Origin of the sequence: Aeromonas allosaccharophila (genome assembly GCF_000819685.1) — a bacterium.
Classification (GTDB): domain Bacteria; phylum Pseudomonadota; class Gammaproteobacteria; order Enterobacterales; family Aeromonadaceae; genus Aeromonas; species Aeromonas allosaccharophila.
In genome coordinates, this window is record NZ_CDBR01000033.1 from 29,550 (window position 1) to 54,560 (window position 25,011).

The 25,011-nt window shown below is 62.1% G+C and carries 23 protein-coding genes; 5 read left to right on the forward strand and 18 right to left on the reverse strand.

The window, feature by feature from the left end; translation table 11 throughout:
* Positions 1–153 precede the first annotated feature (153 nt).
* From BN1115_RS06800 to BN1115_RS06830, 8 genes are all read right to left on the reverse strand, one after another.
* Positions 154–2,913, reverse strand: coding sequence for a collagenase (locus tag BN1115_RS06800; RefSeq protein ID WP_042656591.1), 2,760 nt, complete (start codon positions 2,911–2,913; stop codon positions 154–156).
* Between the two features lie 219 nt (positions 2,914–3,132).
* The gene (gene menE, locus BN1115_RS06805) at positions 3,133–4,560 is read right to left on the reverse strand and encodes an o-succinylbenzoate--CoA ligase (RefSeq protein ID WP_042656592.1); all 1,428 of its coding nucleotides are present in this window, start codon (positions 4,558–4,560) and stop codon (positions 3,133–3,135) included.
* Positions 4,553–5,482 carry an o-succinylbenzoate synthase gene (gene menC, locus BN1115_RS06810; protein ID WP_042656593.1) on the reverse strand — a complete coding sequence of 310 codons (930 nt, stop codon included), beginning with the start codon at positions 5,480–5,482 and terminating at the stop codon, positions 4,553–4,555. Before menC ends, menE begins: the two co-directional genes overlap by 8 nt.
* The gene (gene menB / locus BN1115_RS06815) at positions 5,482–6,342 is read right to left on the reverse strand and encodes a 1,4-dihydroxy-2-naphthoyl-CoA synthase (protein WP_042656614.1); all 861 of its coding nucleotides are present in this window, start codon (positions 6,340–6,342) and stop codon (positions 5,482–5,484) included. Before menB ends, menC begins: the two co-directional genes overlap by 1 nt.
* Positions 6,335–6,472 (reverse strand): hypothetical protein, encoded by a 138-nt coding sequence (locus BN1115_RS22190; RefSeq protein ID WP_156135269.1) that lies wholly within the window; start codon positions 6,470–6,472, stop codon positions 6,335–6,337. The genes menB and BN1115_RS22190 overlap by 8 nt, the downstream gene beginning before the upstream one ends.
* On the reverse strand, positions 6,465–7,262 hold the full coding sequence (menH, locus tag BN1115_RS06820) for a 2-succinyl-6-hydroxy-2,4-cyclohexadiene-1-carboxylate synthase (protein ID WP_042656594.1): 798 nt from the start codon (positions 7,260–7,262) through the stop codon (positions 6,465–6,467). The genes BN1115_RS22190 and menH overlap by 8 nt, the downstream gene beginning before the upstream one ends.
* Positions 7,222–8,967, reverse strand: a complete 1,746-nt coding sequence (gene menD, locus BN1115_RS06825; RefSeq protein WP_042656595.1) for a 2-succinyl-5-enolpyruvyl-6-hydroxy-3-cyclohexene-1-carboxylic-acid synthase — start codon at positions 8,965–8,967, stop codon at positions 7,222–7,224. Before menD ends, menH begins: the two co-directional genes overlap by 41 nt.
* A 32-nt stretch (positions 8,968–8,999) precedes the next feature.
* A complete protein-coding gene (locus BN1115_RS06830) occupies positions 9,000–10,319 on the reverse strand; it encodes an isochorismate synthase (RefSeq protein ID WP_042656596.1) in 1,320 nt (439 codons plus the stop codon).
* Between the two features lie 208 nt (positions 10,320–10,527).
* On the opposite strand from BN1115_RS06830, the gene BN1115_RS06835 reads away from it, so the two are divergent.
* Positions 10,528–11,433: a 1,4-dihydroxy-2-naphthoate polyprenyltransferase gene (locus tag BN1115_RS06835; protein WP_042656615.1), complete on the forward strand. Its 906-nt coding sequence runs from the start codon at positions 10,528–10,530 to the stop codon at positions 11,431–11,433.
* Positions 11,434–11,516: 83 nt separating this feature from the next.
* On the opposite strand, the gene BN1115_RS06840 is transcribed toward BN1115_RS06835, so the two are convergent.
* Entirely contained in the window at positions 11,517–12,911 is a 1,395-nt protein-coding gene (locus BN1115_RS06840) for a PepSY-associated TM helix domain-containing protein (RefSeq protein WP_042656597.1), read from the reverse strand.
* 275 nt (positions 12,912–13,186) lie between these two features.
* Between BN1115_RS06840 and BN1115_RS06845 the strand changes: the two genes are divergently transcribed.
* Positions 13,187–13,594, forward strand: a complete 408-nt coding sequence (locus BN1115_RS06845) for a hypothetical protein (protein WP_042656598.1) — start codon at positions 13,187–13,189, stop codon at positions 13,592–13,594.
* Between the two features lie 16 nt (positions 13,595–13,610).
* On the opposite strand, the gene BN1115_RS06850 is transcribed toward BN1115_RS06845, so the two are convergent.
* Positions 13,611–13,901 carry a YkgJ family cysteine cluster protein gene (locus BN1115_RS06850; protein WP_042057550.1) on the reverse strand — a complete coding sequence of 97 codons (291 nt, stop codon included), beginning with the start codon at positions 13,899–13,901 and terminating at the stop codon, positions 13,611–13,613.
* Between the two features lie 114 nt (positions 13,902–14,015).
* The gene (dbpA, locus tag BN1115_RS06855; protein ID WP_042057548.1) at positions 14,016–15,395 is read right to left on the reverse strand and encodes an ATP-dependent RNA helicase DbpA; all 1,380 of its coding nucleotides are present in this window, start codon (positions 15,393–15,395) and stop codon (positions 14,016–14,018) included.
* A 542-nt stretch (positions 15,396–15,937) separates the two neighbouring features.
* Here dbpA and BN1115_RS06860 point away from each other — a divergent pair.
* Positions 15,938–17,143: a NupC/NupG family nucleoside CNT transporter gene (locus tag BN1115_RS06860; protein WP_042656599.1), complete on the forward strand. Its 1,206-nt coding sequence runs from the start codon at positions 15,938–15,940 to the stop codon at positions 17,141–17,143.
* Between the two features lie 64 nt (positions 17,144–17,207).
* On the opposite strand, the gene BN1115_RS06865 is transcribed toward BN1115_RS06860, so the two are convergent.
* Positions 17,208–17,708 (reverse strand): metal-dependent hydrolase, encoded by a 501-nt coding sequence (locus tag BN1115_RS06865; protein ID WP_042656616.1) that lies wholly within the window; start codon positions 17,706–17,708, stop codon positions 17,208–17,210.
* Positions 17,709–17,833: 125 nt separating this feature from the next.
* Positions 17,834–18,283, reverse strand: coding sequence for a YaiI/YqxD family protein (locus BN1115_RS06870; RefSeq protein WP_042656600.1), 450 nt, complete (start codon positions 18,281–18,283; stop codon positions 17,834–17,836).
* 139 nt (positions 18,284–18,422) lie between these two features.
* Between BN1115_RS06870 and zntB the strand changes: the two genes are divergently transcribed.
* The gene (gene zntB / locus BN1115_RS06875) at positions 18,423–19,388 is read left to right on the forward strand and encodes a zinc transporter ZntB (protein ID WP_042656601.1); all 966 of its coding nucleotides are present in this window, start codon (positions 18,423–18,425) and stop codon (positions 19,386–19,388) included.
* A 13-nt stretch (positions 19,389–19,401) separates the two neighbouring features.
* On the forward strand, positions 19,402–19,914 hold the full coding sequence (locus BN1115_RS06880; protein WP_042656602.1) for a mechanosensitive ion channel domain-containing protein: 513 nt from the start codon (positions 19,402–19,404) through the stop codon (positions 19,912–19,914).
* A gap of 62 nt (positions 19,915–19,976) precedes the next feature.
* On the opposite strand, the gene BN1115_RS06885 is transcribed toward BN1115_RS06880, so the two are convergent.
* The 5 genes from BN1115_RS06885 to BN1115_RS06905 form a co-directional block, all read right to left on the reverse strand.
* The gene (locus BN1115_RS06885; protein WP_042656603.1) at positions 19,977–20,225 is read right to left on the reverse strand and encodes a hypothetical protein; all 249 of its coding nucleotides are present in this window, start codon (positions 20,223–20,225) and stop codon (positions 19,977–19,979) included.
* Between the two features lie 78 nt (positions 20,226–20,303).
* Positions 20,304–20,876, reverse strand: a complete 573-nt coding sequence (locus BN1115_RS06890) for a DNA-J related domain-containing protein (protein WP_042656604.1) — start codon at positions 20,874–20,876, stop codon at positions 20,304–20,306.
* Positions 20,877–21,050: 174 nt separating this feature from the next.
* On the reverse strand, positions 21,051–21,572 hold the full coding sequence (locus BN1115_RS06895; RefSeq protein ID WP_005335907.1) for an MltR family transcriptional regulator: 522 nt from the start codon (positions 21,570–21,572) through the stop codon (positions 21,051–21,053).
* Between the two features lie 133 nt (positions 21,573–21,705).
* Entirely contained in the window at positions 21,706–22,851 is a 1,146-nt protein-coding gene (locus BN1115_RS06900) for a mannitol-1-phosphate 5-dehydrogenase (RefSeq protein WP_042656605.1), read from the reverse strand.
* A gap of 37 nt (positions 22,852–22,888) precedes the next feature.
* On the reverse strand, positions 22,889–24,811 hold the full coding sequence (locus BN1115_RS06905) for a PTS mannitol transporter subunit IICBA (RefSeq protein ID WP_042057534.1): 1,923 nt from the start codon (positions 24,809–24,811) through the stop codon (positions 22,889–22,891).
* Positions 24,812–25,011: the final 200 nt, after the last annotated feature.

The window sequence follows — 25,011 nt, forward strand, 5'->3', positions numbered from 1 at the left end:
CTTTCGGCATTCTATTACAACTCGGCCGCTGGCGTCAGGCTTGATAACGGGCGGGCCGCTCATTCGGGCAGAGGTTGTCGCAGGAGAGGCCGGGCGAGTGGGAGGATAACGCGAGGGGCTGCGGTGGCAGCCCCTCTTTTTGTTGGAGGTCTATCAGTGGGCGGAGTCGTTGCCCTTGCAGGCGTCTGACTCCTTGTTGGCTTGCCACCAGGGCAGCAGATCCCGGCCGAGCCACGCCTGATAGGCATCGCTGTCGTTGGCGATCAGTCGGTCCAGCTCCCCTTCGAAGTCGCTCATCGCCTGCTGCCGATCCGGATTGCGCAGCGCCTGTGCCAGCGCCAGCCAGCTGGCGCCGCGACCGGTCTCGTTGAGGAAGCGATGCACGGTATAGGACCAGGAGTAGACCATCTCGCCACCCTGCTCGTAATCGAGGTGGAGGATCGCCGCCAGGGTCGGGCGCTGGTTGGCGGGGCGGTTTGCCACGTTATCCAGACCCCGGGCAAAGCACTGGCCGTGGGCGATGTACTCTGCAATCCCCTCGGCCCACCAGGTGGTACGATTGAGCGGATAGTGGCCGAAGCTGCCGTACTGGTTGAAGCGGCCATCCAGATAGTGAACGTACTCGTGGCGCAGGTTCCACACCTGGAAGGCGGGGCGCTTCCACTCCGCCTCATAGGCGAAGAAGCGGGCCTGATTGCCGGGGCGAGCCGGATCCCCCTCGATATAGATGCCGCCATTGTCGGTGGAGACGCCAAACAGCGCGCTGCCGTAGCGGCCCCAGTCGGCAGAGGAGTTGAAGATCACCAGCTCCAGCGCCTCGTTGTGATCATCGGCCACCGGTTGCCAGCCTGTCTCCATCTGCTGGTGGAAGCGCTGCTCTTCATCACCCAGCTCGCGGCAGATCCCCTCGGCCTGAGCCAGGGTCAGATCCTGGGCACGCAGACGCAGGGTGGGCGAGCAGGTGTGCTCGAAGGGCAGAATACCTTCCATGCGGATCGGAGTGCAGAGCTCGGCGAACTCACCGCTGACACAGGCCTCGCTGGTGCGATCCGTGTAGGTGAGGTAGTAGCTGGAGAGGGTCAGGGAGACCTCTTCAAGCATGGCGGCCGGATGCTGGCCGCCCGGGACCAGCCCCTGCTGGCGGATGATGGCGATGACATCGCGATCCAGCTGTTGGCGATAGGCGATCGCCTCATCCGGGCTGGTGTGATGGAGGTAGCGCATCATCTGGTAGAGACGGCTATGGGCATCGAGGATGTTGTTGAAGATAAACAGATCCCGTGAGCCATCACGCTGTTTCCAGAGGGCCAGCTCGCTCAGGCCCAGTTGCAGCAGGTGCTGGCGCAATGCCGCCTCCTGTTGCAGCACCGCTGCGCTGAAGTCTGCCTGCTGACCGTAAGAGGCGCTCTGATCGACCAGATTGAGCAGTTCGAACAGGCCATCGGCCCAGGGTTTGTGGCCATTAATTTGCGCCGCATGTTGCACCGCATAGCCGAGCACCTGGTTAATCTGGGCCAGCATGGGGGCGGCACTCTGGCGGAAGGCGGCTTGGCCAAGTTGCCCTTGTGCCGCCACGCTCCAGGCTTCCAGCACTGTGCCAGCCTGATCCTGCGGTTCGGCACTCAGTAGCAATGGGTGGTTGAGCAGATCAATCATCACCCCGGCCAGTGCCCGAGCGACCTGATCACTCTCTTTGCCAATGCCGCCGTGGTAGTTATGGGCGCGCACATAGTAGAGCAGCTTGTCCATTGCCGGATGGGTCGGTTGGTTGGCCGCCAGCAGAGTACGCATGCCGCGCACCACCGCCATCAGCTTGGCGTCATCGTGGCCGTAATCCGCCTGCCAGGCAGGGCTGTTCTGGCCGCTCACGTCGGCCACCAGTTTGGCGGCATCGCTGTCGAGCAGATCCACATCGGGCTGCTCGGGCTCGGAGCAGAGACGACCGTTGGCGCGGCGGCACTCCAGTTGATCCTCCTTGCTGGCCAGCACGATGGGGCGATTGAGCACCCGGCTCTCCTGCCACGCTTTGCTCTCTGGCAGGGGTTGCCACTCGCCGCCTGCGACCGGGTATTGGTAGCCGTTATCTTGCAACGTCACCTGAACCTCGCTGCCTGCGGGGATCACCTGACGGCAGATGCGATAGCGGATGGTGTTACTCCCCTCCTTGCGCTCCTGCGGCTCATCACACTCCTGCTGAGGCGTGAGCTGATCCAGCTGCCACTGATAACGGCGCCAGACATGGATCTCGCTGACCTGAGCGGCAGCCTGACTACCTGCCACCGGCTGCAGGCGGAAGAAGATCTGCTCCAGTCGGCCATCCCGCTCGCTGGGTGTCTCTTCAAGTACCTGCAACTGCTGCCAATCCTGCGGCTGATAGTGCCACTCCGGCTCGGCGCAGCGGCCTTGCGCGTTGAGTTCGCAGCGATCCAGCTCCCTTTCACTCTGACCCAAGATGATGGCTTGCGGCAGCGGCAGACGATCCTGCCGTTTGGCGGTCGGCGTGCCCGCCAGCTGCTCCCAGCGACCCTGCTTCAGGCCATAACCGAAGTCATGACTGCTGGCGGGAATGAGATTGCCCGCCGGAATCCGATCTTCACAGCGAACGAAGCGGATCTGCCAGCCCGCATCCACCTTGAGCTGCGGCTCGCCACACTGCTGCTCGGCCAGTGCGGCGAGATCGCTGCTCTGCCAATCGAAGCGACGGTAGACTCTAAGCTGCTGATAGGGCGCGTTGCTGCTGCGCGCCTTGAGTTCATAGGTGATCTCGGTGATGCGTGCGGCCAGTTGTCGGCTCGATTCGCCAGTCAGCTGATACTGTCGCCAGTCATTGGGGGAGTAGTTGGCTTGCGCCGAGGATGTCGCCAAAAGCAGGGGGCCTGCCAGCAGCAGCCACCCGGTACCCGAACGGTTCATTTTTATCCCTTTGTTGTTGTTTGTGTATTGCCTTGCTAGTAATCGCAAGGCAATTTAACCAGTTCCAAAGGGATATCAATTGCCAATTAAAAATCAGATAAATCAATAAGATGATGGCTTTTTGAGTCTGATCGAATTTTCGTGGGCTGGCGCCGCAGTAAGGACTCACATGTTTCTTTTTCTGTTTTCAGGGCAGATCGGAAAATTGTGAGTCCGATCTCATTCAGCTTGTTGTGACAAGGTGGTCAGCTGTCGGGCAATCTTGCCCAACTGTTGGCGTGAGGGTTTGAGATTGCCGCCGAGATCGGGCCAGGGGATCCAGTGGTCGGGCACCATAAAGCCGGGCAGGGCGTTGCGGATCCAGGCGGCCAGTTCGGAGTCGGGAACCTGCTCGCCGTGCCAGTCGATAAAGGCGGCGGGGCGTTGTCCCCACTCGTCGCTAGGCACCGGCACCACCAGCGCCTGGGCGACGGCGGGATGATCCACCAGTCGCTGCTCGATGGTCTCGGGCTGGATGTTTTCCCCGCCCGAGATAAAGAGGTTGTCGAGTCGTCCCTCCACCAGCAGTTCCCCTGCCGTAGTGAAGCGTCCCTTGTCGCGGGTATGAAACCAGCCCTCGCCATCGAGCGGCAGTTCCAGCTCGCCATCTCGGTAGTAACCGGCAAACAGGGTGGCGCCACGCACGCAGATCTCCTGCTCCCGAATGCACACCTCCCGCCCCGGTAGCGGTTTGCCAACCACGCCCGCATCGCCGGGGACCGCGGTGCAGACCTGACTGCCCATCTCGGAGAGGCCATAGCTCACCTTGGGTTCGAGCCCCATGGCGCAGAGGCGACTCACCAGCGGTTGCGGAATGGCGGCGCCACCGAGCAGCAGTTCACGCAATCGGGTGCTAGCGGGGTCAAAGCCCTCTGCCAGCAGGCGCCAGAGTTGGGTCGGCACCAGCGAGAGGTGGGTGATGGGTTGGCACTCCAGCCGCTCCTTGAGGGAGCGTTCACGCTGATCCAGCACCAGCGTGGCGCCCGCCAGAAAGACCCGAAACAGGATGGCGTAGCCGCCGACATGGAACAGTGGCAGGGAGAGCAGCCAGCCGCACTCCTCATCGAGGGGAATGAGGGTGGCAGAGCCGCGCGCCGAGGCAAGGTGGTTGCAGAGCCGATGCACCACCGCTTTCGGCGTGCCGCTGGAGCCCGAGGTGAGGATCATGTTGTTGAGCTGGGTCGATGCCAGCGGCCACGTTTCCTCGCTTGTCGGCAGTTCGTGCGTGAAGTCGAGCAGCAAGGGTTGCCACTCTCCTGCCGGGATCTCCCCTGCCGACCAGAAGGCATCGGCATCGAGTTGCGTGGCCAGCTCGCGCTGCTTTTCAAGGGGAAAGGCGGGATTGAGTGGACAGAAGATGATGCCGCTGCGCAAGCAGGCCCAGGCCAGCAGCACATCTTCCAGCGCACCGCGTACCACCGCCGCCAGATGATCGCCACGGCGCACGCTGGCCCGTTCCAGCTGTTGGCTCAGGCTGTTGAGGCGGGCATCGAGCTGGCGATAACTGAGGGGGGCTGCGGCGTGGATGGCAATGCGGTTCGGGGTGGTGATTGCCCGGTGGCGTACCGGGCAAGGCGTCTGTTCTGGTGAGCGTGAGGGGTCAATCACGGTAATACAGTTTCTCCAGTTGGCGGAGATCCGGTTTGCCATCTTCCCCCAGCAGATTGCCCGCCATCCAGCGGCGGGTATCGAGGCCCGGGGCCTGTTCCGGTGCCCATTCGCCCGCCAGATGAAACAGCTGGTTCAGGCCCAGATCCGATTCGAAGCAGGAGGAGATGATCACCTTGAGCCGCAGTTCGCGGGCGCGGGCGATCAGCGCTTCGCAGTTGGCCAGTGAACCGAGCAGGGTGGGTTTGAGCACCAGCGCGCGCAGTTGCGGGATCGGCTCCCACGGCTTGCCTTGCGCCAGCAGCTCGTCCAGCGCCACCGGCATGCCGGTGCGGTTGGCGACAAAGGCGATGTCGGCAAAGTCGGCGCAGGGGTCTTCCAGATACTCGATGCGATTCGGGTCGAGGTGGCCACAGAAGGTCCACGCCTCCTCGCGGGTCCAGCCCTGGTTGGCATCAAGCACCAGCTTGAGGGAGGGCAACCGATCGCACAGCAGGCGGATCAGCGCCAGCTCGTCACGCATCGGGTAGCGCGCCACCTTCAGCTTGGCCTTGCTGGGCGTGCGGTGCAGCCACTCTTTCCAGTTGCGCAGCAGCTCCTGGGGAGAGCCTTGAATGAGGGGATAGGGCTCCGGCAGCGGGTTGCTCTGCTCGGGCCATGTCCGGCGTGCGCAGTCGAGGCCAAATTGCACCGACGGCAGCACGGGGTTCGGGGTTTCACCGGCGGCCAGGGTCGCCAGCGCGGCAAGGGCTTCCGCCTCTACCTGTTGCAGGCTCTCTTTCGAGAAGCCGGGCAGGGGGGCAATCTCCCCCCAGCCGTCGTTGATGCGCACCAACAGCCCCTCTCGCGCCACCTCCACCTTGCCGTGAAAGGTCAGTGGCTGGGTAAAAGGCAGTTGATAGCGATACAGGGCTAGTGTCATCAGGGATTCCGCTTGTATTTGGAGAAGTCGGGGCGACGCTTTTCGTTGAAGGCGTTGCGGCCTTCCTGACCCTCTTCGGTCATGTAGAACAGCATGGTGGCATTGCCAGCCAGCTCCTGCAAGCCCGCCTGACCATCACAGTCAGCGTTGAGGGCGGCTTTCAGGCAGCGCAGCGCCATCGGGCTGTTTTGCAGCATTTCGCGGCACCAGCGCACGGTTTCGCGCTCCAGATCCGCCAACGGCACGACGGTGTTGACCAGACCCATATCGAGGGCTTGCTGGGCATCGTACATGCGGCAGAGGAACCAGATTTCGCGGGCCTTCTTCTGGCCGACGATGCGAGCCATGTAGGAGGCACCCCAGCCGCCGTCGAAGGAGCCCACTTTCGGCCCGGTCTGGCCAAACTGGGCGTTGTCGGCGGCGATGGTCAGGTCACACATCATGTGCAGCACGTGACCGCCACCGACCGCGTAGCCCGCCACCATGGCAACCACCGGTTTCGGGCAGGTGCGGATGTCGCGCTGGAAGTCGAGCACGTTGAGGTGATGAGTCCCCTCGTCATCGCGATATCCACCGTAGTCGCCACGGATCTTCTGGTCACCGCCGGCGCAGAAGGCTTTCTCGCCAAAACCGGTCAGGATGATGGTGCCGATATGATCGTCATAACGGGCATCGGCCAGCGCCTGCAGCATCTCTTTGACGGTGCGGGGACGGAAGGCGTTGCGGACCTGGGGACGGTTGATGGTGATCTTGGCAATGCCATCGCCGGACTTGTGATAGAGGATGTCCTCGTAACCGGCGGAGCAATCCTGCCACTCAACAGGAGCGTACAGTTCCGCTTCCGTCATTGCTTCAATCATGGTTTTTTCCTTCTGATCTGGTCGAGCGCAGTTGAGCACCGAGTTGAGCAAAGAGTTGAGCACAGCGTTGAGCAATCCCGGCATGTTGAACAGGTGCGTACAGTTCAGCTTCCGTCATTGCTTCAATCATGACTCGTCTCTTCTTGTTGGTTGACCCACTCCGCGAGGAGTCGGGCAAAGGTTTCTGGCTGATGGGCGTGCAGGTTGTGGCCGCCCTCCAGCACCAAGTGGTTGATTTTGCGATGTTGACTCGCCAGCTGGCAAGCCAGCTGATGGAATTTGTGATCCCGCTTGCCACTCACCCAGGTGACCGGCAGCGGGCACTGCATGAGCCAGAGGGCGAGATCCGGCTGCTTGCCGAGTGAGGTGGCGCGCAGCATGGTGGCGATGGCCTTGCCATCATTGCCAAGGCGGCGGGCAATCTGGCGGGCGCGGGCCGCGTCGTCGAGATCGGCAAAAACACCCTGCCGATACCAGTCTGCCAGCACGTCAGCCAGGGGCTCCTGCTCGAAACGCTGCGCCCACTGTTCATCGTGCTGGATGCGGGCGGCCCGTTCACTGGCCGGTAGCCCCGGGTGGCAGTTCTCCAGTAGCAACCCCTGCAGCCCGGCGGGCTCGCGGCTGGCGTGATAGAGGGCCAGTCGTCCACCCAGCGAGTAGCCCGCCAGCAGATAGCGTTCAATGTTGCGGCTAGCCAGCTCGGAGATCAGCCACTGGTGGCTCTGCTCAACGTCGCTGACGTTGAGATCGCTATGCTGGCCGTGACCCGGCAGATCGAGGGCGATGCAGCGGATGGCGGGCAGCCGGTCGATCACCGGTTGCCAGTCGCCGCTATCCCCCAGCAGGCCGTGCAGCAGCACCAGCGGCACATTGGCATCTTTATTTGCCACGGATGGCGGCCCCCAGCGCCTTGAGATCATCGGCCACCTGCTCGCTCGGTACCCGGATCTCGATCAAGGTAACGCCATGTTTGAGGGCGGCGCGGTAATCGCGTTCGAACTCGGGCAGGGTGGTCGGTGCGCGATAAGCGAGGCCAAACATGGAGGCGGCATGTTCAAAACCGAGGCCGTGGGGCAGCCGGTAGTAGCTCTCCAGCAGCGCCCCTTCGGTGGGCACTGGCAACATGCGGAAGATGCTGCCGCCATCGTTGTTGAGCAGGATCACCACCAGCGGGCGGCTCGCCTTGCCAAGCAGGGCGAGGCTGTTGAGATCGTGCAGGGCGCTGAGATCGCCGAGCAGCAGGGTTGTTGGCTGGTCGCTCGACTGGGCAAAGCCATAGGCGGTGGCGATCAGGCCATCGATGCCGGAGGCACCGCGGTTGGTCATCACCCGGCTCGGCCCCTTGCCCGTGTCACCGAGCATATCCATCAGTCGAGCCGGCATGCTGTTGCCGACAAACAGCTGCCCTTCGATAAGGGAATTGAGGCGATGGCAGATGCCGAGCTCAGAGAAGCGCTCGCAGGCGGCGGCGATCTGCTGGCTGGCGTTGTGTTGCAGCTCGGCCAATGTGTGCCAAGGGGCTTGTGTGGTGACCGGATGGGCCACTGCAAAGGCGCTGGCACTGCAGAGCAGCCGGTTGCGCAGCCGGTAGTCGGGATCGAGCCGCGCCGGTTGTGGATCCACCAGCCAGTAATCCTGCCATGAATGGTGCTTGATGAACTGGCCAAGCCGCTTGGAGACAAGCCGCGCGCCAAATTGCAGCAGCACCTCGGCGCGGCCCAGCTCGGCGACGAATTCAGGGTCGTTGAGCGCCAGATCCATGTGGATGAGGTTGCGGCTATCGAAGCGGATCTGGCTCTGCAGATCCGCCAGCAGCGGCCAGCCGAGTTGTTCTGCCAGCGCGGCGACCACCTGTGCCTGTTCGGGATCCGTGATCCGTCCGGCCACAATTACCCCGCGCTTGTGCTGCCATTCGCGCCACTCGGGTTGCGGCGGGCAGGTCGGCTCGCTCTGTTGCCACGGGCTCCATGGCCTGTGCGAGCTGAGCCAGTCACCGAGGGGTGCCAGATAGTCGCCAAAATCCTGATAATGCTCACCGGGGTAGAGGGGCTCGGGGTACATGCAGTTGAAGTGCACCACCCCTGGGGTGAGCGCCTGCTTGGCCAGCGCCTGATCCACCGAGCTCAGCACAAACGCCGCCGGAATGGTCGGGGTGGGGCTCGGCAGGTTCTGCTGATAGACGGGGTAGCGGCCGAAGACCCCCTGCTGGTCGATCGCCTGATTGGCGCCGTTGTCGATAAGCTCGTGAGGGCGATCGGCGGAGAGAATAATCAGCGGCACGCCGGTGAGCTGAGCCTCGGCCACGGCGGGCCAGAGGTTGGCCACTGCGGTGCCCGAGGTCATGATCACCGCCACCGGCCGGTTGCTCCCCTTGGCCAGCCCCAGCGCCATAAAGCCGAGACCGCGCTCGTCAAAGTGCAGATGACGGCGAAAGCCCAGATGGGCCGCAGCCGCCATGGTCAGCGGCGCGGAGCGGGAGCCGGGGGCCAGCGCGATGTCGCGTACCCCGAGGCGAAAGAGCTCCTCCAGCAAGAGGGAGGACCAGACGTGGTTGAAGGTGGCGTGCTGGCTCGAAAACGGGGGGCAGGCAAACTCTTCGCTGGCAGGCTCTTTACGGGTGGGCATAGGGGCTCTCGCGGGTTGAAAAGGGGTCATTGCTATCCCAGCAGGGAGAGCACATTGGCGATCTTGTTGTCGAGCTCGGCCCACTCGGCGACAGGCTCGGAACCGGCGACAATGCCGGCACCGGCAAACAGGGTGACGCTGCCCGACTGAATGCGGGCGCTGCGAATGGCGACCGAGAACTCCGAGGTCTCCCGACTCAGCATGCCGCAGGCACCGGCGTACCAGCCCCGATCATAGGGCTCGAATTCGCGGATGAAGGCCAGCGCCGCTTCGCGCGGGGCACCGCCCACCGCAGGAGTCGGGTGGAGGGCGTCGAGCAACTGCCAGTCGCAGACCCCGGGCTTGAGTTCGGCTTCGATATCGCACTTGAGGTGTTGCAGCAGCCGCAGTTTGAGAATGCGCGGCTCGGTCAGGGTGGCATCGTGGGCCAGCGGTGCCAGTCGGCTGAGGATGTCGGCGTGTACCAGCCGGTTCTCCAGCCGGTTCTTGCTGTCGGCCAGCAGCTCGGCGGCCAGTTGGGCATCGACCTCTTCATCGCCGGAGCGGCGGATGGTGCCCGCCAGCGCCTCGGTAAAGAGATGGCTCCCTTCCCGGCGGTAGAGCCGCTCGGGGGAGCAGGCGATAAAGGCCTGTTCGGGGGAGAATTGAAAACCGAAGTGGAAGCAGTCCTGGGCGTGGCGGGCCCACTGGCCGAGCATGGCCCAGGGATTGATATCCGCATCATGGTTCGGACTGGTCAGCACGCTCTCCCGCGACAGCACCACCTTGGGGGTGTGGGCCTGAAAATCGGGTGCGGTGACGCGCTCAACAAGCGTCTGCCACTGGATGGGACCGGGGCAATCCTGTCGCTGCCAGGGCTGTTTTTGCAGGGCGGGCAGCGGCGCTTCCGGGCGCAGGGCATCGAGGGCAGCTTCGGCTGCCTGCAGTTCGGCCTCGAGATTGTGGTCATCCAGCCAGAGGTTGAGGCAGAGGCTGACGCACTCGCCACGGCGCACCAGCTCGATGCGGGGCAGCACGAAACGGCAGGGGCCAAACCCTTGCCAGCCGGATTGGGCCGGATCGAACGCCAGTCCGCCATAGTAGCGGGGGCTGTCGTCGTGATGCTGGCTGGCGTTGGCACACACCTGCTTGATGGCGTGCGGCTCGGTCAGTTCATGGATGGCGCCCAGCGCGACATACTCGGGACGATCCTCTCCACGGGCCTGCCAGTAGATGCGGGGATAGAGGGTTTGCGCCGCGAGCCAGCCCAGAAAGGAGCGGGTCTCGATCGCCACTCGCAACCGCACGAAGCCGCTGACGTTGCTGTGACGCAGGGCGTCCAGTTGTTGCTTGATATGGGTCTGAGCCAACATGGATTCTTTTCTGAGCCGGGTAGTAACGAGCGATCCGGTAGCTGGATGCCGTAGGTTTATGCCAAAGGGCGATGATTTCCTATATATTATCTGCCCATTCGTCCATGTAAATCGCCCGAGGGAGCTTCACTCTCCGGGGCCAAGTATACCCAAATCCGGTTCGATAACCCTTAACACGATCAATATCCGATTGTTTGGCCATCACAATATGACAAATACCTTCTCTGTTTGGTTGCTGGCGGCGCGTTTGCGAACACTGCCGCTCGCCTGCTCTTCCATCCTGCTGGGCTCGGGGCTGGCTGCCAGTCGTGGCGCTTTCGATGGCACCATCATGGCGCTCTCGCTGCTGACCGCCATCCTGCTGCAGATCCTCTCCAATCTGGCCAACGATTACGGCGATGCGGTCTCCGGCGCCGACAACGGCGAGCGGATCGGCCCGCAGCGGGCGGTGGTCTCCGGCCTTATCACCAAAAAACAGATGTGTGTGGCGATGGCGCTGACCGCGCTGGCGGCGGTGGCCAGCGGCCTGCTGTTGCTCGGCTGCGCCTTCGGTGGTCAGTGGCTGCAGATCCTGGCATTTGTGGTGCTGGGTGGCGCGGCCATCGTCGCGGCGGTGACCTATACCGTCGGCAAGACCCCTTACGGCTACCGCGGGTTTGGCGATATCTCGGTGTTCCTGTTCTTCGGTCTGCTGGGGGTGCTCGGCTCCTACTACCTCTTCACCAAGAGTCTGGAGTGGGACCTGCTGCTGCCCGCCACAGCCTGTGGTCTGCTGGCCACCGCCGTGCTCAATATCAATAATGTGCGCGACATCGAGACCGACGCCGCCAGCGGCAAGATCACCCTGGCGGTGCGCCTTGGCCGCAACCGCGCCATCGCCTATCACTGGGTATTGCTGGGGGCTGCGCTGCTGGCGACCATCGCCTTTATCCTGACCCAGCCCGCCAGTTTCTGGCCGTGGATCTTCCTGCCTGCCATGAAGCCGCTCAGCGATGCGGCCCGTACCCTGCGCGAGAGCTTCGATGGCGAGGTGCTGACCGGCGCCCTCAAGAAGACCGCCATCAGCGCGTTTCTGTTCAGCCTGCTGCTCTCCATCGGGTTGGCGCTCTCCTGACGGGGGGTCGCAAACGCCAAGGCGAACAATGAACAGGGCTCCCGAGATGGGAGCCCTTTTTCTTTTCAGCTGTGCCGTCGGGTTTAGCTGGCGCGCGCCACCTTGAGGGGGCGACGGGAGAAGAGCAGGGTATCCAGCAGCCAGATGGCGACCATGGAGGCGCCCACCAGCGGGAAGGCGATCCCCAGCAGGATCAGCAGGGTGATGGCACCGCGCATCGGCGGGAGTTTGGCGGGCAGTGGCGGCGCGGCGAGACGCCCCTGCGGGCGGCGGCACCACCAGATCCACAAGCCGCTTACGGCGCTGGTCAGCACCATCAGGCAGATGATCAGCATGGCGAGCTGATGGGGCCAGCCGTAGAGCTTGCCCATGTGCAGCATGACGCCGCTCTCTACCGTCTTGGCGACCGGGCCGTAATCCTGCCAGCGCACATCGGCCAGCACCTTGCCGCTGTATTGATCGATATGCAGGGTGGCGTCGTTGCGTGGATCGTCGGCAAACAGGGCGATGGTGTAGACGCCGGTAGTGCCGACCGGCGGGGTGATGCTGTAACCCGGTTTGACGCCCCGTTCACTGGCTGTCTCGACCACCTGTTGCAGCGCAATGCGCTGGCTCGCCATCACCATTCCCTCATGTTCGCCGTGGTTCATGGCGCCATGATCGTGCGCTTCATCGATCGGCTGCGAGCTGGGCATAGGGGTGTTCTCCACCGCCCAGGGGACGGTCTGCTCGTGGGCCTGATTCAGGCTGCGAGCCAGTGGCGCCGATTTGGGCACCTCGTTCCACATGGCGGCGGGGAAGCGGTTCCAGACTGCGGCAAACTGATCGCCCCAAAAACCGGTCCAGGTCATGCCACTCAGCAGCAGTAGTAGCAGGAAACCGGCGCCCCAGAAGCCGACCACGGCATGGAGATCCCGCCACCAGAGGCGTCCGCGCTGGCCCATTCTGGGCCAGATGATGCCGCCCACCCCGGGCCCCTTGCGTGGCCACCAGAGGTAGAGACCGCTCAGCAGCAGCACCAGTCCCCAGCCTGCCGCCAGTTCGATCAGCCGATCCCCGGTGGTGCCGAGCAGCAGGTCGGCGTGCAGGGCGCGAGCCACCGCTTGCAGATTCCACTTGTTATCCATGGTGCCGAGCAGGGCACCGCTGGCGGGATCGAGGAACAGGGTCAGCTCCTGTTCGCCCCGATTGACGATGAACTGGGCGCTCTGGTCGGGAGCGGCAGGCGGCAGATATTTACGCAGGCTGGCATCGGGCATGGTCATCATCGCCTTGGCCAGCAGCTGGTCGGCACTCAGCGTCTGGCTGGCGGGGGCGACCTTCATCAGATCGGGGTACATCAGGTTGTCGAGCTGGGGTTTGAACAGATAGACGATCCCGGTCAGTGACAGCAGGATTAGGAAAGGAGCGACAAAGAGACCGGCGTAGAAGTGCCAGCGCCAGATCCGTTGGTAATGACTCGAGTCCCTGTTTTTCATTGCGCATCCTTGTTGGGGGGCAAACCTTTCGGCTGGTGGAATGTTTGTGGCGGCGCGGATAATAGCAGTAACGTTTCGTTAACTGCAATCGCACATCTCGAGGTCGATGCAGGGCGGGATGGCGGTGATATGGTGTACTTACAGGGCGATGGCGGCTTGCCGGATGGGATGAGAACGCTTCGGGGGAAGCGTGTCTGCTGCTGGACTTTTCTTTATAAATTATTACCTTGTGATAACAATCTGCAGGCGGTGGTGGTAACGGAATGGGAGCAGTCATGCAGCCACATGGGCATTTCGACATGGAGCGCAGGGGCCAGATGCTGATCTGTCGCCCGCGTGGCCCCTTCAATCTGGCGGGGGCCATGGCCTATGAAGCGGGCTTTCGCCACGAGCTGGCCGGACTGGTGGATCGCCCCTGGGGGATTGTCGAGGTCGCGACCGAGTTCGAAGCGGCCGGGCCCGAGGTGCTGGCCCGTTTTCGTCGCCAGTTTGGCTGGTGTGCCGAGAGTGGCTGTCAGTTTCTGGCGGTGGTCTTGGTGGGGGGCTTCAAGCGCTATCTGGCGGATAACATCTTCAAGGAGCTGCCGTTTCGGGCGGTGCGTTACTTCGAGCAGGAGGCCGCCGCTATCCAGTGGCTGGGGGAGCAGCTCACAGCTACTCCCTGCGAACACGCGGGCGCTTGACCTGCTTGGCCCTTGCTCACTCCAGCTTGATAAACCACTTGTCCCGCTCGTCAACGCAGTCGGGCTCCCCCATTTCGAACTCACGGCAGATCAGCGGTCGCACCTCATAGATACGGCACATCATGGTGTTGCGGTCGAGCGCCGCACACCAGCCATCTTCCAGTCGGTGCATCACGGGCACCTGTCCCTCTATCTCGTCCACGTAGCGATCCGGTACGCCGGTATCGGTAAACAGCATCACTTCGAGGCGGCAGCAGCAGGCTTCGCAGTTCTGGCAGCTGACTTCGGCTTGGGGTTCTCTGTTCATCTGTGTTGTCCATGCCATCGGAATGGCACATTTTCGATAAAAAACAGGCGCCTGCAAAGGCGCCCGTGCTGTGGTTCATGACAAGTCGGGCAGAGATACTGCCCGCCATCGCCCTTAGCCCAGTTTGCGGGCGCGGTAGCTGCGCCCCTTGATCTTGCCTTCCTGCAACCGCTTGAGGGCGGCGCTCGCCACGCTGCGCTTCACGGCGACGTAGGAGTACTGCTCTGAGATCTGGATCTTGCCCACATCGGCGCCGGCAATGCCGCCTTCGCCAGTCAGCGCGCCCAGAATGTCACCGGCCCGCACCTTGGTCTTGCGACCGGCATCGATGGAGAGGGTCACCATCTGCGGGGCGATCGGCTTGATGTCGCGGCCGATGCTGTCGAGATCACCCAGCGGCATCGGAGCCTGCTGGTACTCTTCGATGAAGTTGACGCGCTGGGCTTCGTTCGGCTGATAGAGGCTCAGAGCCAGACCCTGCTGGCCGGCACGACCGGTACGGCCGATGCGATGCACGTGCACTTCCGGATCATAGGTCAGCTCGTAGTTGATGACGGCGCCCAGCTCCTTGATGTCGAGACCACGGGCCGCCACATCGGTGGCCACCAGAATGGTGGCGCTGCCGTTGGCAAAGCGCACCAGCACCTGATCCCGCTCGCGCTGTTCCAGATCGCCGTTCAATGCCAGCGCCGAGAAGCCCTTGGCAGCCAGATGGTCGGCCACGTCGTTACAGGCACGCTTGGTGTTGCAGAACACCACGCAGGAGCTCGGCTGGTAGTGGCTCAGCAGCCAGGTGAGGGCATCAAGGCGCTGACCAAAGGGGACTTCATAGAGCTTCTGTTCGATGGCGCTGCCTTCGTGCAGGGACTCCACGCTCACCTCGACTGGATTGCGCTGCACGCCGCGGCTCATCTGGGCGATCCCTTCCGGATAGGTGGCGGAGAACAGCAGGGTCTGACGGCGCTCGGGGGCATAGCTGATGACCCGGTTGATGTCTTCGCCAAAGCCCATGTCCAGCATGCGATCCGCTTCGTCCAGCACCAGCGTTTCCAGGCTCGAGAGCTCCAGCGTGCCCTGCTCCAGATGCTTGAGAATGCGGCCCGGGGTGCCGACGGCGATATGGGCGCCAAAGCTCAGGGTGGCGGATTGCGGTGCAGTCGGGGTGCCGCCGCACAGGGTGACCAGCTTGACGTTGGGCAGGGCGCGCGCCAGACGACGGATCTCCTGAGCCACCTGATCCGCCAGTTCGCGGGTCGGGCAGAGCACCAGCGCCTGTACGTCGACACGGTTGACGTTGAGGCGGGAGAGCAGGCCGAGGGCGAAAGCAGCGGTCTTGCCGCTACCGGTTTTTGCCTTGGCGATCAGGTCTTTGCCTTCGAGTACCAGGGGCAGGCTCTGGGCCTGGATCGGGGTCATCTGCAGGTAACCCAGGCTGGTGAGGTTTTCTTGCAGGGCGGGGGAGAGATTGAGGCTGCTAAATTCGCTGTTGTTCACAAAAGGACTCTATTTCGGAGAAAACGGGGATGCGCCGTGCGCAAGGGCGCGCATTGTATCAGAAAGCGCTGCCGGATGTGGCGGATTTTTGAACGGTTGGCCACGAGGCTGCATGCCGGGTTCATTTGTTGCCAAACCGATCGCGGGCAATCACTGGCAATCCAATAAGGACTATTTTTCAAACACTCATCTAATTATTTATCGCGGATAAACGTTTTTCAATTTCGGTATTTCAATATAATGGCTGAAAAATATTCCACGAGCAGCGACTACGCCGCAATGGATGTTGCGAAAATGCTGCTCGAATATTTTCAAAAAACATGAAAACGGCGTCTGCATTGCCCAACATGATGTTTTAAAAGGATTTATGTTATCTATGTTGTGCGATTAATATCAGTTCATTGCGTAATTAATTTAAAAACGTTTGTATTATCCTGCATGCATATTATTGGGCGGGATTGTGATGGCTATCTGATTTTTAAATGTGCAAATGTCTATGATGGCGCCGGTCAAAAATTACAATTCACTCAGGTGCTACAGGTATGGAATACATTCACTTTGTGCTCGGACTGGTGATGGTCCTCGCTCTTGCTTTGCTGGCTAACCGCCACAACTGGAAACAGATCAAACTGCGTTATATCGGCCAACTGCTGGTGGTCGAACTGGCGCTGGCCTGGTTCATGCTGAACTCCGAAGTGGGTCTGGCGGTGGTGGGTGGCTTCGCGGCCGGCTTCACCAAGTTGATGGAGTTTGCCAAACAGGGTACCGACTTCGTGTTCGGTGGCCTGGTTAACGAAGGGGCCTTCTCCTTCTTCCTGATGGTGCTGATGCCCATCGTCTTCATCTCCGTGCTGATCGGTATTCTGCAGTACATCCGCCTGCTGCCGCTGGTGATCCGCGGTATCGGTACCGTGCTGGCCAAGATCAACGGCATGGGCAAGCTGGAGTCTTTCAACGCCATCAGCTCGATGATCGTCGGTCAATCCGAGAACTTCATCGCCCTCAAGAACATCCTGCCGCACCTGAACGAGAAGCAGATGTACACCCTGGCGGCGACGGCGATGTCTACCGTCTCCATGTCCATCGTCGGTGCTTACATGCAGCTGATCGAGCCGCGCTACGTGGTTGCCGCGCTGGTGCTCAACATGTTCAGCACCTTCATCGTGCTCTCTCTGATCAACCCCTACGAGCCGGATAACTCCGTGACCGACATCAAGGCCATTGCCGAAGGTGACGAGCACCACACGCCGAAGAAAGAGAACTTCTTCGAGATGTTGGGCGAGTACATCATGGCCGGTTTCACCGTTGCTGTGATCGTGGGTGCCATGCTGGTCGGCTTCATCGCTCTGATTGCCCTGGTCAACTACCTGTTCGAGATGGCATTTGGCGTGAACTTCCAGTTCGTCATGGGCTACCTCTTCTACCCGATCGCCTGGATCCTGGGTATCCCGAGTGGTGAAGCGCTGCAAGCGGGCTCCATCATGGCGACCAAGCTGGTGACCAACGAGTTTGTGGCGATGATGGATCTGGGCAAGGTGGCTGCCGAGCTCTCTCCGCGTACCGTCGGCATCCTCTCCATCTTCATGGTCTCTTTCGCCAACTTCAGCTCTATCGGCATCATCGCCGGTGCGGTAAAAGCGCTGAACGAAGAGAAGGGCAACATGGTTTCGCGCTTCGGTCTGAAGCTGGTCTACGGTTCTACCCTGGTCAGCCTGCTCTCTGCGGTTATCGCAGGCATCATGATCTGATCCTCTAGTGGCTCGCGCCACTGCTTGGGCCCCTGACCTCGTCAGGGGCTTTTTTGTTTCTGGCTCACAGCCGCCAGCCGCACCACCAGCCAGCAACCAGCAGGGTGAGGGTGCAAAAGCCGGTTTCGATGGCGCCGCCACTGCGCAGCGGCCAGCCCGGCAGTCGGAAGCGGCGCTTGATGGGCCAGAAGAGCGGAATGCCCGCCGGGGTGAGCCAATCCCCCAGCAGATGGCTGAGGTAGCCGACGATCAGGGCATCCTTGACCCCCACGGGCAGGGTGCCCGGCGGCAGGCTCTGGTTCAGCCCCCAGACGGCGGCGACGACCGCCAGCAGGCTGTGGGTGAAACCGCGATGGCCAAACAGCCGCGACAAAGGTTTCGAGATCCACGGCAGTCGCTGCCCCAGCACCGATTTGGGGTGGTCGAGGTCGGGCAACAGGGCGCTGGCCAGCGCGGCAGGGATGGTCTGCCACAGGCTGGCATCGGCCAGCGCCGGAGTGAGCTGCAGTTTGTGGGCGATCAGGGTGCAGGTAACGGAGAAGAGCAGGTGTCCTTGGGCGGTCATGATGATTACGGCGTGGACAAGATGGCGGCGCATCTTACCAGCCTGACGGTTGTGGTCAGCTCTTATTTTAAAAATCAGGATGTTACGGCGAAAAAGCGCCCATATTGGGCGCCTTTAGGGTCTCTTTACAGCTTGCCTTTGACCAGCCACTTGTCGAGGGCGTTGGCGAAGCGCTGTTTGTCGGCGGCATTGAAGGGGGCCGGGCCGCCGGTCTGCACACCGGCCGAACGCAGCTCCTCCATAAAGTTGCGCATGCCGAGCCGCGCCTTGATGGTCTCGCGGGTGTAGATCTCGCCACGGGGATTGAGCGCCTCGCCACCGGCATCGATCACCCAGGAGGCGAGGGGAATATCGCCGGTGATCACCAGATCGCCGGGCTGAACCTGCTGGGCGATGACATGATCTGCCACATCGAACCCCTTATCTACCTGCTGGGTTTTGATGAAGGGGGAGGGGGGCACCCGCAATCCCTGATTGGCCACCAGGGTGGTGACGACCTGGGCGCGGTGGGCGGCGCGGTAGAGGATCTCCTTGACCGGAATGGGGCAGGCATCGGCATCAACCCAGATGGGCATGGCATGGTTTCCTGTAGTGAAAGCGGAGAGAAACGAGAGCGGGCATCTTAACACAAGCCTCCCCTTGCCGGTGCGGGGCTGAGTCTGCCTCACCTTTCGTGTAAGCTGGGGCCAGCACATGCAACGAGAAGGAGACGAGATGGATCGGGTGCCCGGTGAAGTGATTTATGCCCTGACCCTGGATGGCAAGGGTGGCATGGCGCCGCTGGCGGCGGGAAGCGAGATCCCGGGGGATCGCCCCGGCTGGCTGCATCTGGATTACGGCCATCCCGATTCGGCGCGCTGGTTGCTGCAAACCCCGCTGTTGGGTGAGGCCGCCAAGGAGTCGCTGCTCGGCCAGAGCAATCGTCCCAAGCTGGTGCGGATGGGGGAGACGGTGCTGCTGATCCTGCGTGGCATCAACCACAACAAGGATCACCGGCCCGAGGAGATGGTGGCGCTGCGCATCTTCATCACCCCGGATCTCATCATCAGCAGCCGTCGTCGCCCGCTGCTCTCCGAGCAGGATGTGTTCAACCAGCTCAAGCTGGGGGGCGGTGCCGATACCCCGGCCGATTGGCTGGTGGAGATCTGTGATGCCCTGACCGATCGGGCGGGGGAGTTTGTCGAGGAGCTGCACGACAAGATCCTCGATCTGGAGGAGATGGTGCTAATGCGCGACCTGCCCGCCAATGGCCGCCTGGCGCTGATCCGCAAGCAGCTCATCATGATCCGCCGCTACCTCTCCCCCCAGCGGGATCTGGTGGCGCGCCTCGCCAACGAGAAGATCAGCTGGCTGGATGAGGATGACCGCCGTCGTCTGCTCGATATCGCCGACCGGCTGCGGCGCTGGCTCGATGACCTCGATGCCGGGGTGGCGCGTACCGCCGTGCTGGCGGACGAGATCAACAATCTGATGGCGGAGGCGACCAACCGCCGCGCCTACCAGATGTCGGTGATGGCGCTGCTGTTTCTGCCCGCCAGCTTCCTGACCGGTCTGTTTGGCATCAACCTGGGGGGGATTCCGGGGGCCGAGAGCCCGACCGCCTTCTGGGTCTTCTGCGGATCCCTGGTGGCGCTGGCCAGCGGGCTGGCCATCTGGCTCAAGCACCGGCGCTGGTGGTAGGGAGGCATAACCTATGTGGCAATCCATTGGCCTGACCCTGCTGCTGTTGCTGGGGCACACCCTGATCCGGCGGCTTATTCACAAGAGTCTGCTGGCGCTCGGTCAGAGCAGACAGGTGAGCGAGAACCGGGTGCTCTACGTGGCCCACGTGTTCCACTTCCTGCTCGGCTGCGCCACCTTGCTGGTGCTGGCCGGGGTGTGGGGGCTCGACTTCTCCCGACTGGTGGTGCTCGCGTCATCTTTCTTTGCGGTACTGGGGGTCGCCATGGTGGCCCAGTGGTCGATCCTCTCCAACATTACCGCCAGCATAACCATCTTCTTCGCCTTTCCCTACAAGATTGGCGACCGGATCCGCATCCTCGACAAGGACGACTCGGTCACCGGCATCATCACCGAGATTGGCCTGTTCTACGTGCGGGTACGGGATGACAACGGCGATCTGGTCACCTATCCGGCCAACCTGATCTTGCAAAAACCGGTCAGGAAGCTGGAGGGCAAGGTGGCAGAACCCCTGCAACCGGAATAGCAAGTAACCGGAATAAGAAAAAGGCTCCTCGGGAGCCTTTTTGCTGTGTGGCAGGTGCTGATCTAGCGTTCGAAGAAGCGGTAGAGGTGCTCCACCTGCATCGGGCAGTCGGCCACCAGATGCAGATGTTCGCGGGCCTGATCGACGGTGCCGAAACTGACCGGGCAGCCGAGGGTGTCGGTCAGCTCGTAGAGGGCACCATCCTTGCCTCTGAATTCGATAAGCCAGCCGGGGATGGCAACGTCGTGGAGAATTTCGGCTTCTTGCAGGATCTGTTGCTGATAGAGCTTACGAAGTTCACTGACTGTCATGATGCGCTCCTTTGGGGAATATCCACTCCCAGTCTATGCCTGCCCTTTATATGCGGCAACAGTGGTGCGGCAACGGGCTTATCCCCGCAGGCACTGCCAGGCCCAGCGGATGCGGATAAAGGTTTCGGCATTGCCGCCCCGATCCGGATGGTGCTGCAGCGCCAGCTCCCGCCAGCGGCGGCGGATCGCCTCTTGGCTCGCCCCTTCATTCAGCTCGAACAGGGCCAGCGCCTCGGCTTTGTGCCCCTCACCGTCATAAGCGCGCCAGAAGCGGTTGAGCAGGGCTTCGACCTCGGCACGGTCGGTTTGCCAGAACACCTGCCAGTCGAGGTAATAGCTGCGCAGATTTTCGCCGATAGCAAAGGCGTGGCTGGCCTCCGGGGTCTTGGCCAGCGGTTCGAGCCGGATATCCAGGGTGCTGATCACCAGCCACCAACCCTCTTCATAAAGCTCGGCTTGCAGTTGGTAGAGGGCGTTCATGAGCAGGAAGTTGACCCGAAACAGCTGCAACTGCTCGTCGTCGGCCAGCTGGGGGATCGCCCCCTGCTGGCGCAGGGCGGCCATCAGCTCGTGCACCTTGTAGCTGCCCGCCGCCTGCTGCAACAGCGCCAGCAGCGGGGCAATCAGCGGGTTGACGTTCGGGTCGCTCATGACGTTCGCTTCTTCCATGTGAGGGTTTTTCTGCCTGTGGCGCCAATAGTGTGTGACGTACAGGCGAGGCGGTGCTGGATCAGAGTGGCATCTGCCAATGGGCGGGGCAAGGTGCAGTGGCAAGGGCGGCGCAGAAAAAGCGCGCCAGCGGGGCGGTCATGAGCGTGAGCCCGATCAGATGGGGCTCTCCTTGTGGAGCTCGCCGACACAGTCGGCCAGCGCCAGCACCAGTGCGGAGCGCACCATCTGATCGAGCCGGTTGAGCTGCATCTGGTAGAAGGCCCAATCCTCTTCGCTGGCGGGGGGCTCCAGCTTCATCATGCCGCCCTGATTGACCCCGTGCAGGCGGTCGAGCAGGTCGCGGATCGGCTTGTCGCTGAAGCGGTAATCCTTGGGGTCGCGTACCAGAAAGTCGCGGATCTTGATATAGGCTTCGATATCCTGATAGCGCTCCAGGGAGATGAGGCCGAGGGCGAAGATGAGCTTGAGGCGCACTTCCAGCTGGCCGAGGGGGCCGCTCTGGTTGAGCAGGGGTTCGATGGCGTATTTGACGGCATACTCCTCCTGACGGAACGCGCGTCGCATCAGGGAGTCGACCGCCTCTTCCAGGATGGTCACGGCTTCGAGAAAGAAGCCGCGAGGGCCATCCTGCTCGTTTAGTCGTTCCAGTACTTCATCTTCCTGGTGTGTGGTCATAGGTGTATAGGGTCCAGCTGACAGGGAGAGAGTGGGCCTCTCTCCCGGTTTTTATCATATGGGGCACATTCCCTTGCCATTCAAGCGCTTGTGGCGCTATCAGTGGTGGCTGAATGCGCCGCAAGCAGGGTTATTACAGGGTTTCGTAACGGGCGACGATGGCGCGAACCACCTCGCTCTCTTCATCCAGCCCGGTGACGCGGGCCAGCGCTTTGGCCGGGCCCAACTCCGCCAGCAGCTGTTGCAGCTCCACCGCTTGCGGGTCATCGGTGTTGCGATAGTGGAGCGCCGCGGCGATCCCCTCCTGCAACTGCTCGTTGGGCAGGCCGTACTCCAGGGTGCCGAGCAGCGGCTTCACCAGTCGATCCCCCGCCGCCAGCTTGCGCAGCGGCTGACGACCGACCCGGTCAATCTCGTCCACCAGATAGGGGTTGGCGAAGCGGGAGAGGATCTTTTCGATGTAGGCGGCATGCAGGCGCGGGTCGAAGCCGTAGCGTTTCACCAGCACGGCACCGCTCTCCTCCATGGCGCGGCGCACCTTGCTGCGGATCACCGGATCCTCGATCGCCTCGCGCACGGTGCGATAGCCCCGCAGTTTGCCGAGGTAGGCGGTGACGATGTGACCGGTGTTGAGGGTGAACAGCTTGCGCTCGACGAAGGCCATCAGGTTGTCGGTGGGCTCCATGCCCGCCACCTGGGGCAGCTCCCCCTTGAACTGGGTCTGGTCGACGATCCACTCGCTGAAGCTCTCTACCGTTACTTCCAGCGGATCATCGTTGGCGGCCGCGGCGGGCGGTACGATGCGATCCACCGCCGAGTCGACGAAGCCGATGCAGGATTCGAGCGTGGCATGATACGCGACTGGCAGGTACTTGAGTACCTCCTGCTTGAGATGGCTGGTGCCGCGCACCATGTTTTCGCAGGCGATGACGTTGAGCGGGGTCAGGTTGCCGGCATCGAAGCGGGCCTGCAGCCCCTTGGCCAGGGTGCTGGCAATCTTGTCCAGAATGTTGGGGCCGACCGCGGTGGTGACCAGATCGGCGGTGATGATGCGGGCGATCACCTCGTGACCGGCGGAGCTCACCGCCGCCACGTTGCGCACCACGTCCAGCTTCTGATCCGCCCCCACCACGTGCACCTTGTACTCCTGACGGTGGTTGAGCTGATCGATAAGCGTGTCGTTGACGTCGGCGAAGGTGACCTGATGGCTGGCATCTGCCAGCAGTTTGCCGATAAAGCCGCGACCGATGTTACCAGCACCAAAATGCAATGTTTTCATGATATTAACCTCTTGAACCAAAGACGATGAAAGATGATTACGCAGCCTGTTCGGCACCCAGCAGATCCAGGAAGGCCTGGGGATCCGTGGTGCTGGCCAGCCGGTCGATGAGACCGGGTTCATCCAGTGCATTGGTCAGGCGGGTTATCACCTGCATGTGTTCGTCGTTGCGGGCGGCGATGCCGATCACCAGTCGCGCCACCTCATCAGCCGCCTCGCCAAAGGCGACCCCGGCCGGATACTGGCAGATGACGATGCCGGTACGCTTCACAAACTCCTTGGCGGCGATGGTGCCGTGAGGCACGGCGATGGATTCGCCTAGGTAGGTGGAGACCAGCTGTTCGCGCTCCAGCATGGCGTTGACATAGTCGGGCGCCACGTAGCCGCGCTCGGCCAGCAGTCGGCCCGCGGTCAGGATGGCGGCCTCCTTGCTGTCCGCTTTCAGTCCCAGATGCACGTCATGACGGCTCAGGGTAAAGACTTCGGCGGCCTGCGGCTCGTAGCTGTCATCGTTGGCCGCCACCAACAGTTGCGGGTTGGCGACGTCATCGTTGGCGGCCTGGGTCAGGCTCTGTACCAGCTCCTGATAGAGACCGTTGTCGAGGAAGTTGGTCAGGGAAATATGGTGAGCGTTCGGCGCATGGCGACGGGCCCGCTCGGTCAGATCCTTGTGGGTGATGACCCAGTCCACCTGATCGTCGAGCTGATCGATGGCACGGTTGGTGACGCTGATATCGAGCCCGGCGGCCTGCACCCGCTTGCGCAGCATGCCGGCGCCCATGGCGCTGGAACCCATGCCCGCATCGCAGGCGACCACGATGTTGCGTACTGCCATCAGTTCGCCGCCCGGTTTCTTGGCCGCGGCGGTCTCGGGCTTGCCGCCCTTCATGGCTTTCATCTTGCGGGTGGCTTCACCGAGCGCATCGGCCTCGTCAGCTTCCGGTTGCTGGGCACGGACGAACACGGCGGCGACCAGGAAGGAGACCAGAGTCGCGCTGATGATGGAGAGGGCGACTCCGATCAGGGAGGCTTTCGGTGTCATCAACAGCACGGCGAAGATGGAGCCCGGCGACGCGGGAGAGACCAGACCGGCATTGAACAGGGTCAGGGTAAAGACCCCGGTCATGCCACCGGCGATCACCGCCAGAATGAGGCGCGGGTTCATCAGCACGTACGGGAAGTAGATCTCGTGGATGCCGCCGAAGAAGTGAATGATGGAGGCGCCAGCCGCGGACTGCTTGGCCGCACCGCGACCGAACACCATGTAGGCCAGCAGCACGCCCATGCCCGGGCCCGGGTTCGCTTCGATCAGGAAGAAGATGGAGCTGCCGTGCTCGGTCGCCTGCTGGATCCCCAGAGGCGAGAAGATGCCGTGGTTGATGGCGTTGTTGAGGAACAGGATCTTGGCCGGTTCGACGAAGATGGAGGTGAGCGGCAGCATGTGGTTATCCACTAGGAAGCCGACGCCACCGGCCAGCACGCCGGAGAGCACCTTGACGAAGGGGCCAATCACGAAGAAAGCGAGAATGGCCAGCAGCATGCCGATAAGGCCGGCGGAGAAGTTGTTGACCAGCATCTCGAAGCCGCTCTTGACGCGACCATCCATCGCCTTGTCGAAGCGCTTGATGGCCCAGCCACCGAGCGGGCCGACCATCATGGCGCCCATGAACATCGGGATATCGGTCCCTACGATGACGCCCATGGTGGTGATGGCACCGACCACGCCGCCGCGCTCACCGCCCATCAGTTTGCCGCCGGTGTAGCCAATCAGCAGCGGCAGCAGGTAGGTGATCATGGGGCCGACCAGCTTGGCCAAGGTTTCGCTTGGCAGCCAGCCGGTGGGGATGAAGAGGGCGGTGATAAAGCCCCAGGCGATGAAGGCGCCTATGTTGGGCATGACCATATTGGACAGGAAGCGTCCAAAATTCTGTATCTTGACTTTGGTATCCGGTGATAACATGTCGGGACCCCGTTTTAAGCCTGTTTGATTAAAAGTGGTAGTCGGGATGGCCGGTTTTGCCGAACCGCCATCCCGGTCGTCTAAGCAACTTCAATCTACCAGCTTGCGATCAAATTAGGCTGAAAACGGGGTGTCTTGTGATCCACCTCTCAGATACCCCGCCATACCCCCTCAACAACCAGTGATCCTGATCACATTCG

What these genes read in the sequence shown, in the direction of transcription:
- BN1115_RS06905 (WP_042057534.1), bottom strand. Translation starts at nt 24,811, where the DNA reads ATGTTATCACCGGATACCAAAGTCAAGATACAGAATTTTGGACGCTTC.
- BN1115_RS06870 (WP_042656600.1), bottom strand. Translation starts at nt 18,283, where the DNA reads ATGCCCATCTGGGTTGATGCCGATGCCTGCCCCATTCCGGTCAAGGAG.
- BN1115_RS06800 (WP_042656591.1), bottom strand. Translation starts at nt 2,913, where the DNA reads ATGAACCGTTCGGGTACCGGGTGGCTGCTGCTGGCAGGCCCCCTGCTT.
- BN1115_RS06900 (WP_042656605.1), bottom strand. Translation starts at nt 22,851, where the DNA reads ATGAAAACATTGCATTTTGGTGCTGGTAACATCGGTCGCGGCTTTATC.
- menH (WP_042656594.1), bottom strand. Translation starts at nt 7,262, where the DNA reads ATGATCTCAAGGCGCTGGGGGCCGCCATCCGTGGCAAATAAAGATGCC.
- BN1115_RS22190 (WP_156135269.1), bottom strand. Translation starts at nt 6,472, where the DNA reads ATGATTGAAGCAATGACGGAAGCTGAACTGTACGCACCTGTTCAACAT.
- BN1115_RS06895 (WP_005335907.1), bottom strand. Translation starts at nt 21,572, where the DNA reads ATGACCACACACCAGGAAGATGAAGTACTGGAACGACTAAACGAGCAG.
- BN1115_RS06845 (WP_042656598.1), top strand. Translation starts at nt 13,187, where the DNA reads ATGCAGCCACATGGGCATTTCGACATGGAGCGCAGGGGCCAGATGCTG.
- BN1115_RS06860 (WP_042656599.1), top strand. Translation starts at nt 15,938, where the DNA reads ATGGAATACATTCACTTTGTGCTCGGACTGGTGATGGTCCTCGCTCTT.
- BN1115_RS06840 (WP_042656597.1), bottom strand. Translation starts at nt 12,911, where the DNA reads ATGAAAAACAGGGACTCGAGTCATTACCAACGGATCTGGCGCTGGCAC.
- BN1115_RS06830 (WP_042656596.1), bottom strand. Translation starts at nt 10,319, where the DNA reads ATGTTGGCTCAGACCCATATCAAGCAACAACTGGACGCCCTGCGTCAC.
- BN1115_RS06890 (WP_042656604.1), bottom strand. Translation starts at nt 20,876, where the DNA reads ATGAGCGACCCGAACGTCAACCCGCTGATTGCCCCGCTGCTGGCGCTG.
- menC (WP_042656593.1), bottom strand. Translation starts at nt 5,482, where the DNA reads ATGACACTAGCCCTGTATCGCTATCAACTGCCTTTTACCCAGCCACTG.
- menD (WP_042656595.1), bottom strand. Translation starts at nt 8,967, where the DNA reads ATGCCCACCCGTAAAGAGCCTGCCAGCGAAGAGTTTGCCTGCCCCCCG.
- zntB (WP_042656601.1), top strand. Translation starts at nt 18,423, where the DNA reads ATGGATCGGGTGCCCGGTGAAGTGATTTATGCCCTGACCCTGGATGGC.
- BN1115_RS06850 (WP_042057550.1), bottom strand. Translation starts at nt 13,901, where the DNA reads ATGAACAGAGAACCCCAAGCCGAAGTCAGCTGCCAGAACTGCGAAGCC.
- menB (WP_042656614.1), bottom strand. Translation starts at nt 6,342, where the DNA reads ATGATTGAAGCAATGACGGAAGCGGAACTGTACGCTCCTGTTGAGTGG.
- BN1115_RS06885 (WP_042656603.1), bottom strand. Translation starts at nt 20,225, where the DNA reads ATGACAGTCAGTGAACTTCGTAAGCTCTATCAGCAACAGATCCTGCAA.
- BN1115_RS06880 (WP_042656602.1), top strand. Translation starts at nt 19,402, where the DNA reads ATGTGGCAATCCATTGGCCTGACCCTGCTGCTGTTGCTGGGGCACACC.
- BN1115_RS06835 (WP_042656615.1), top strand. Translation starts at nt 10,528, where the DNA reads ATGACAAATACCTTCTCTGTTTGGTTGCTGGCGGCGCGTTTGCGAACA.
- BN1115_RS06865 (WP_042656616.1), bottom strand. Translation starts at nt 17,708, where the DNA reads ATGACCGCCCAAGGACACCTGCTCTTCTCCGTTACCTGCACCCTGATC.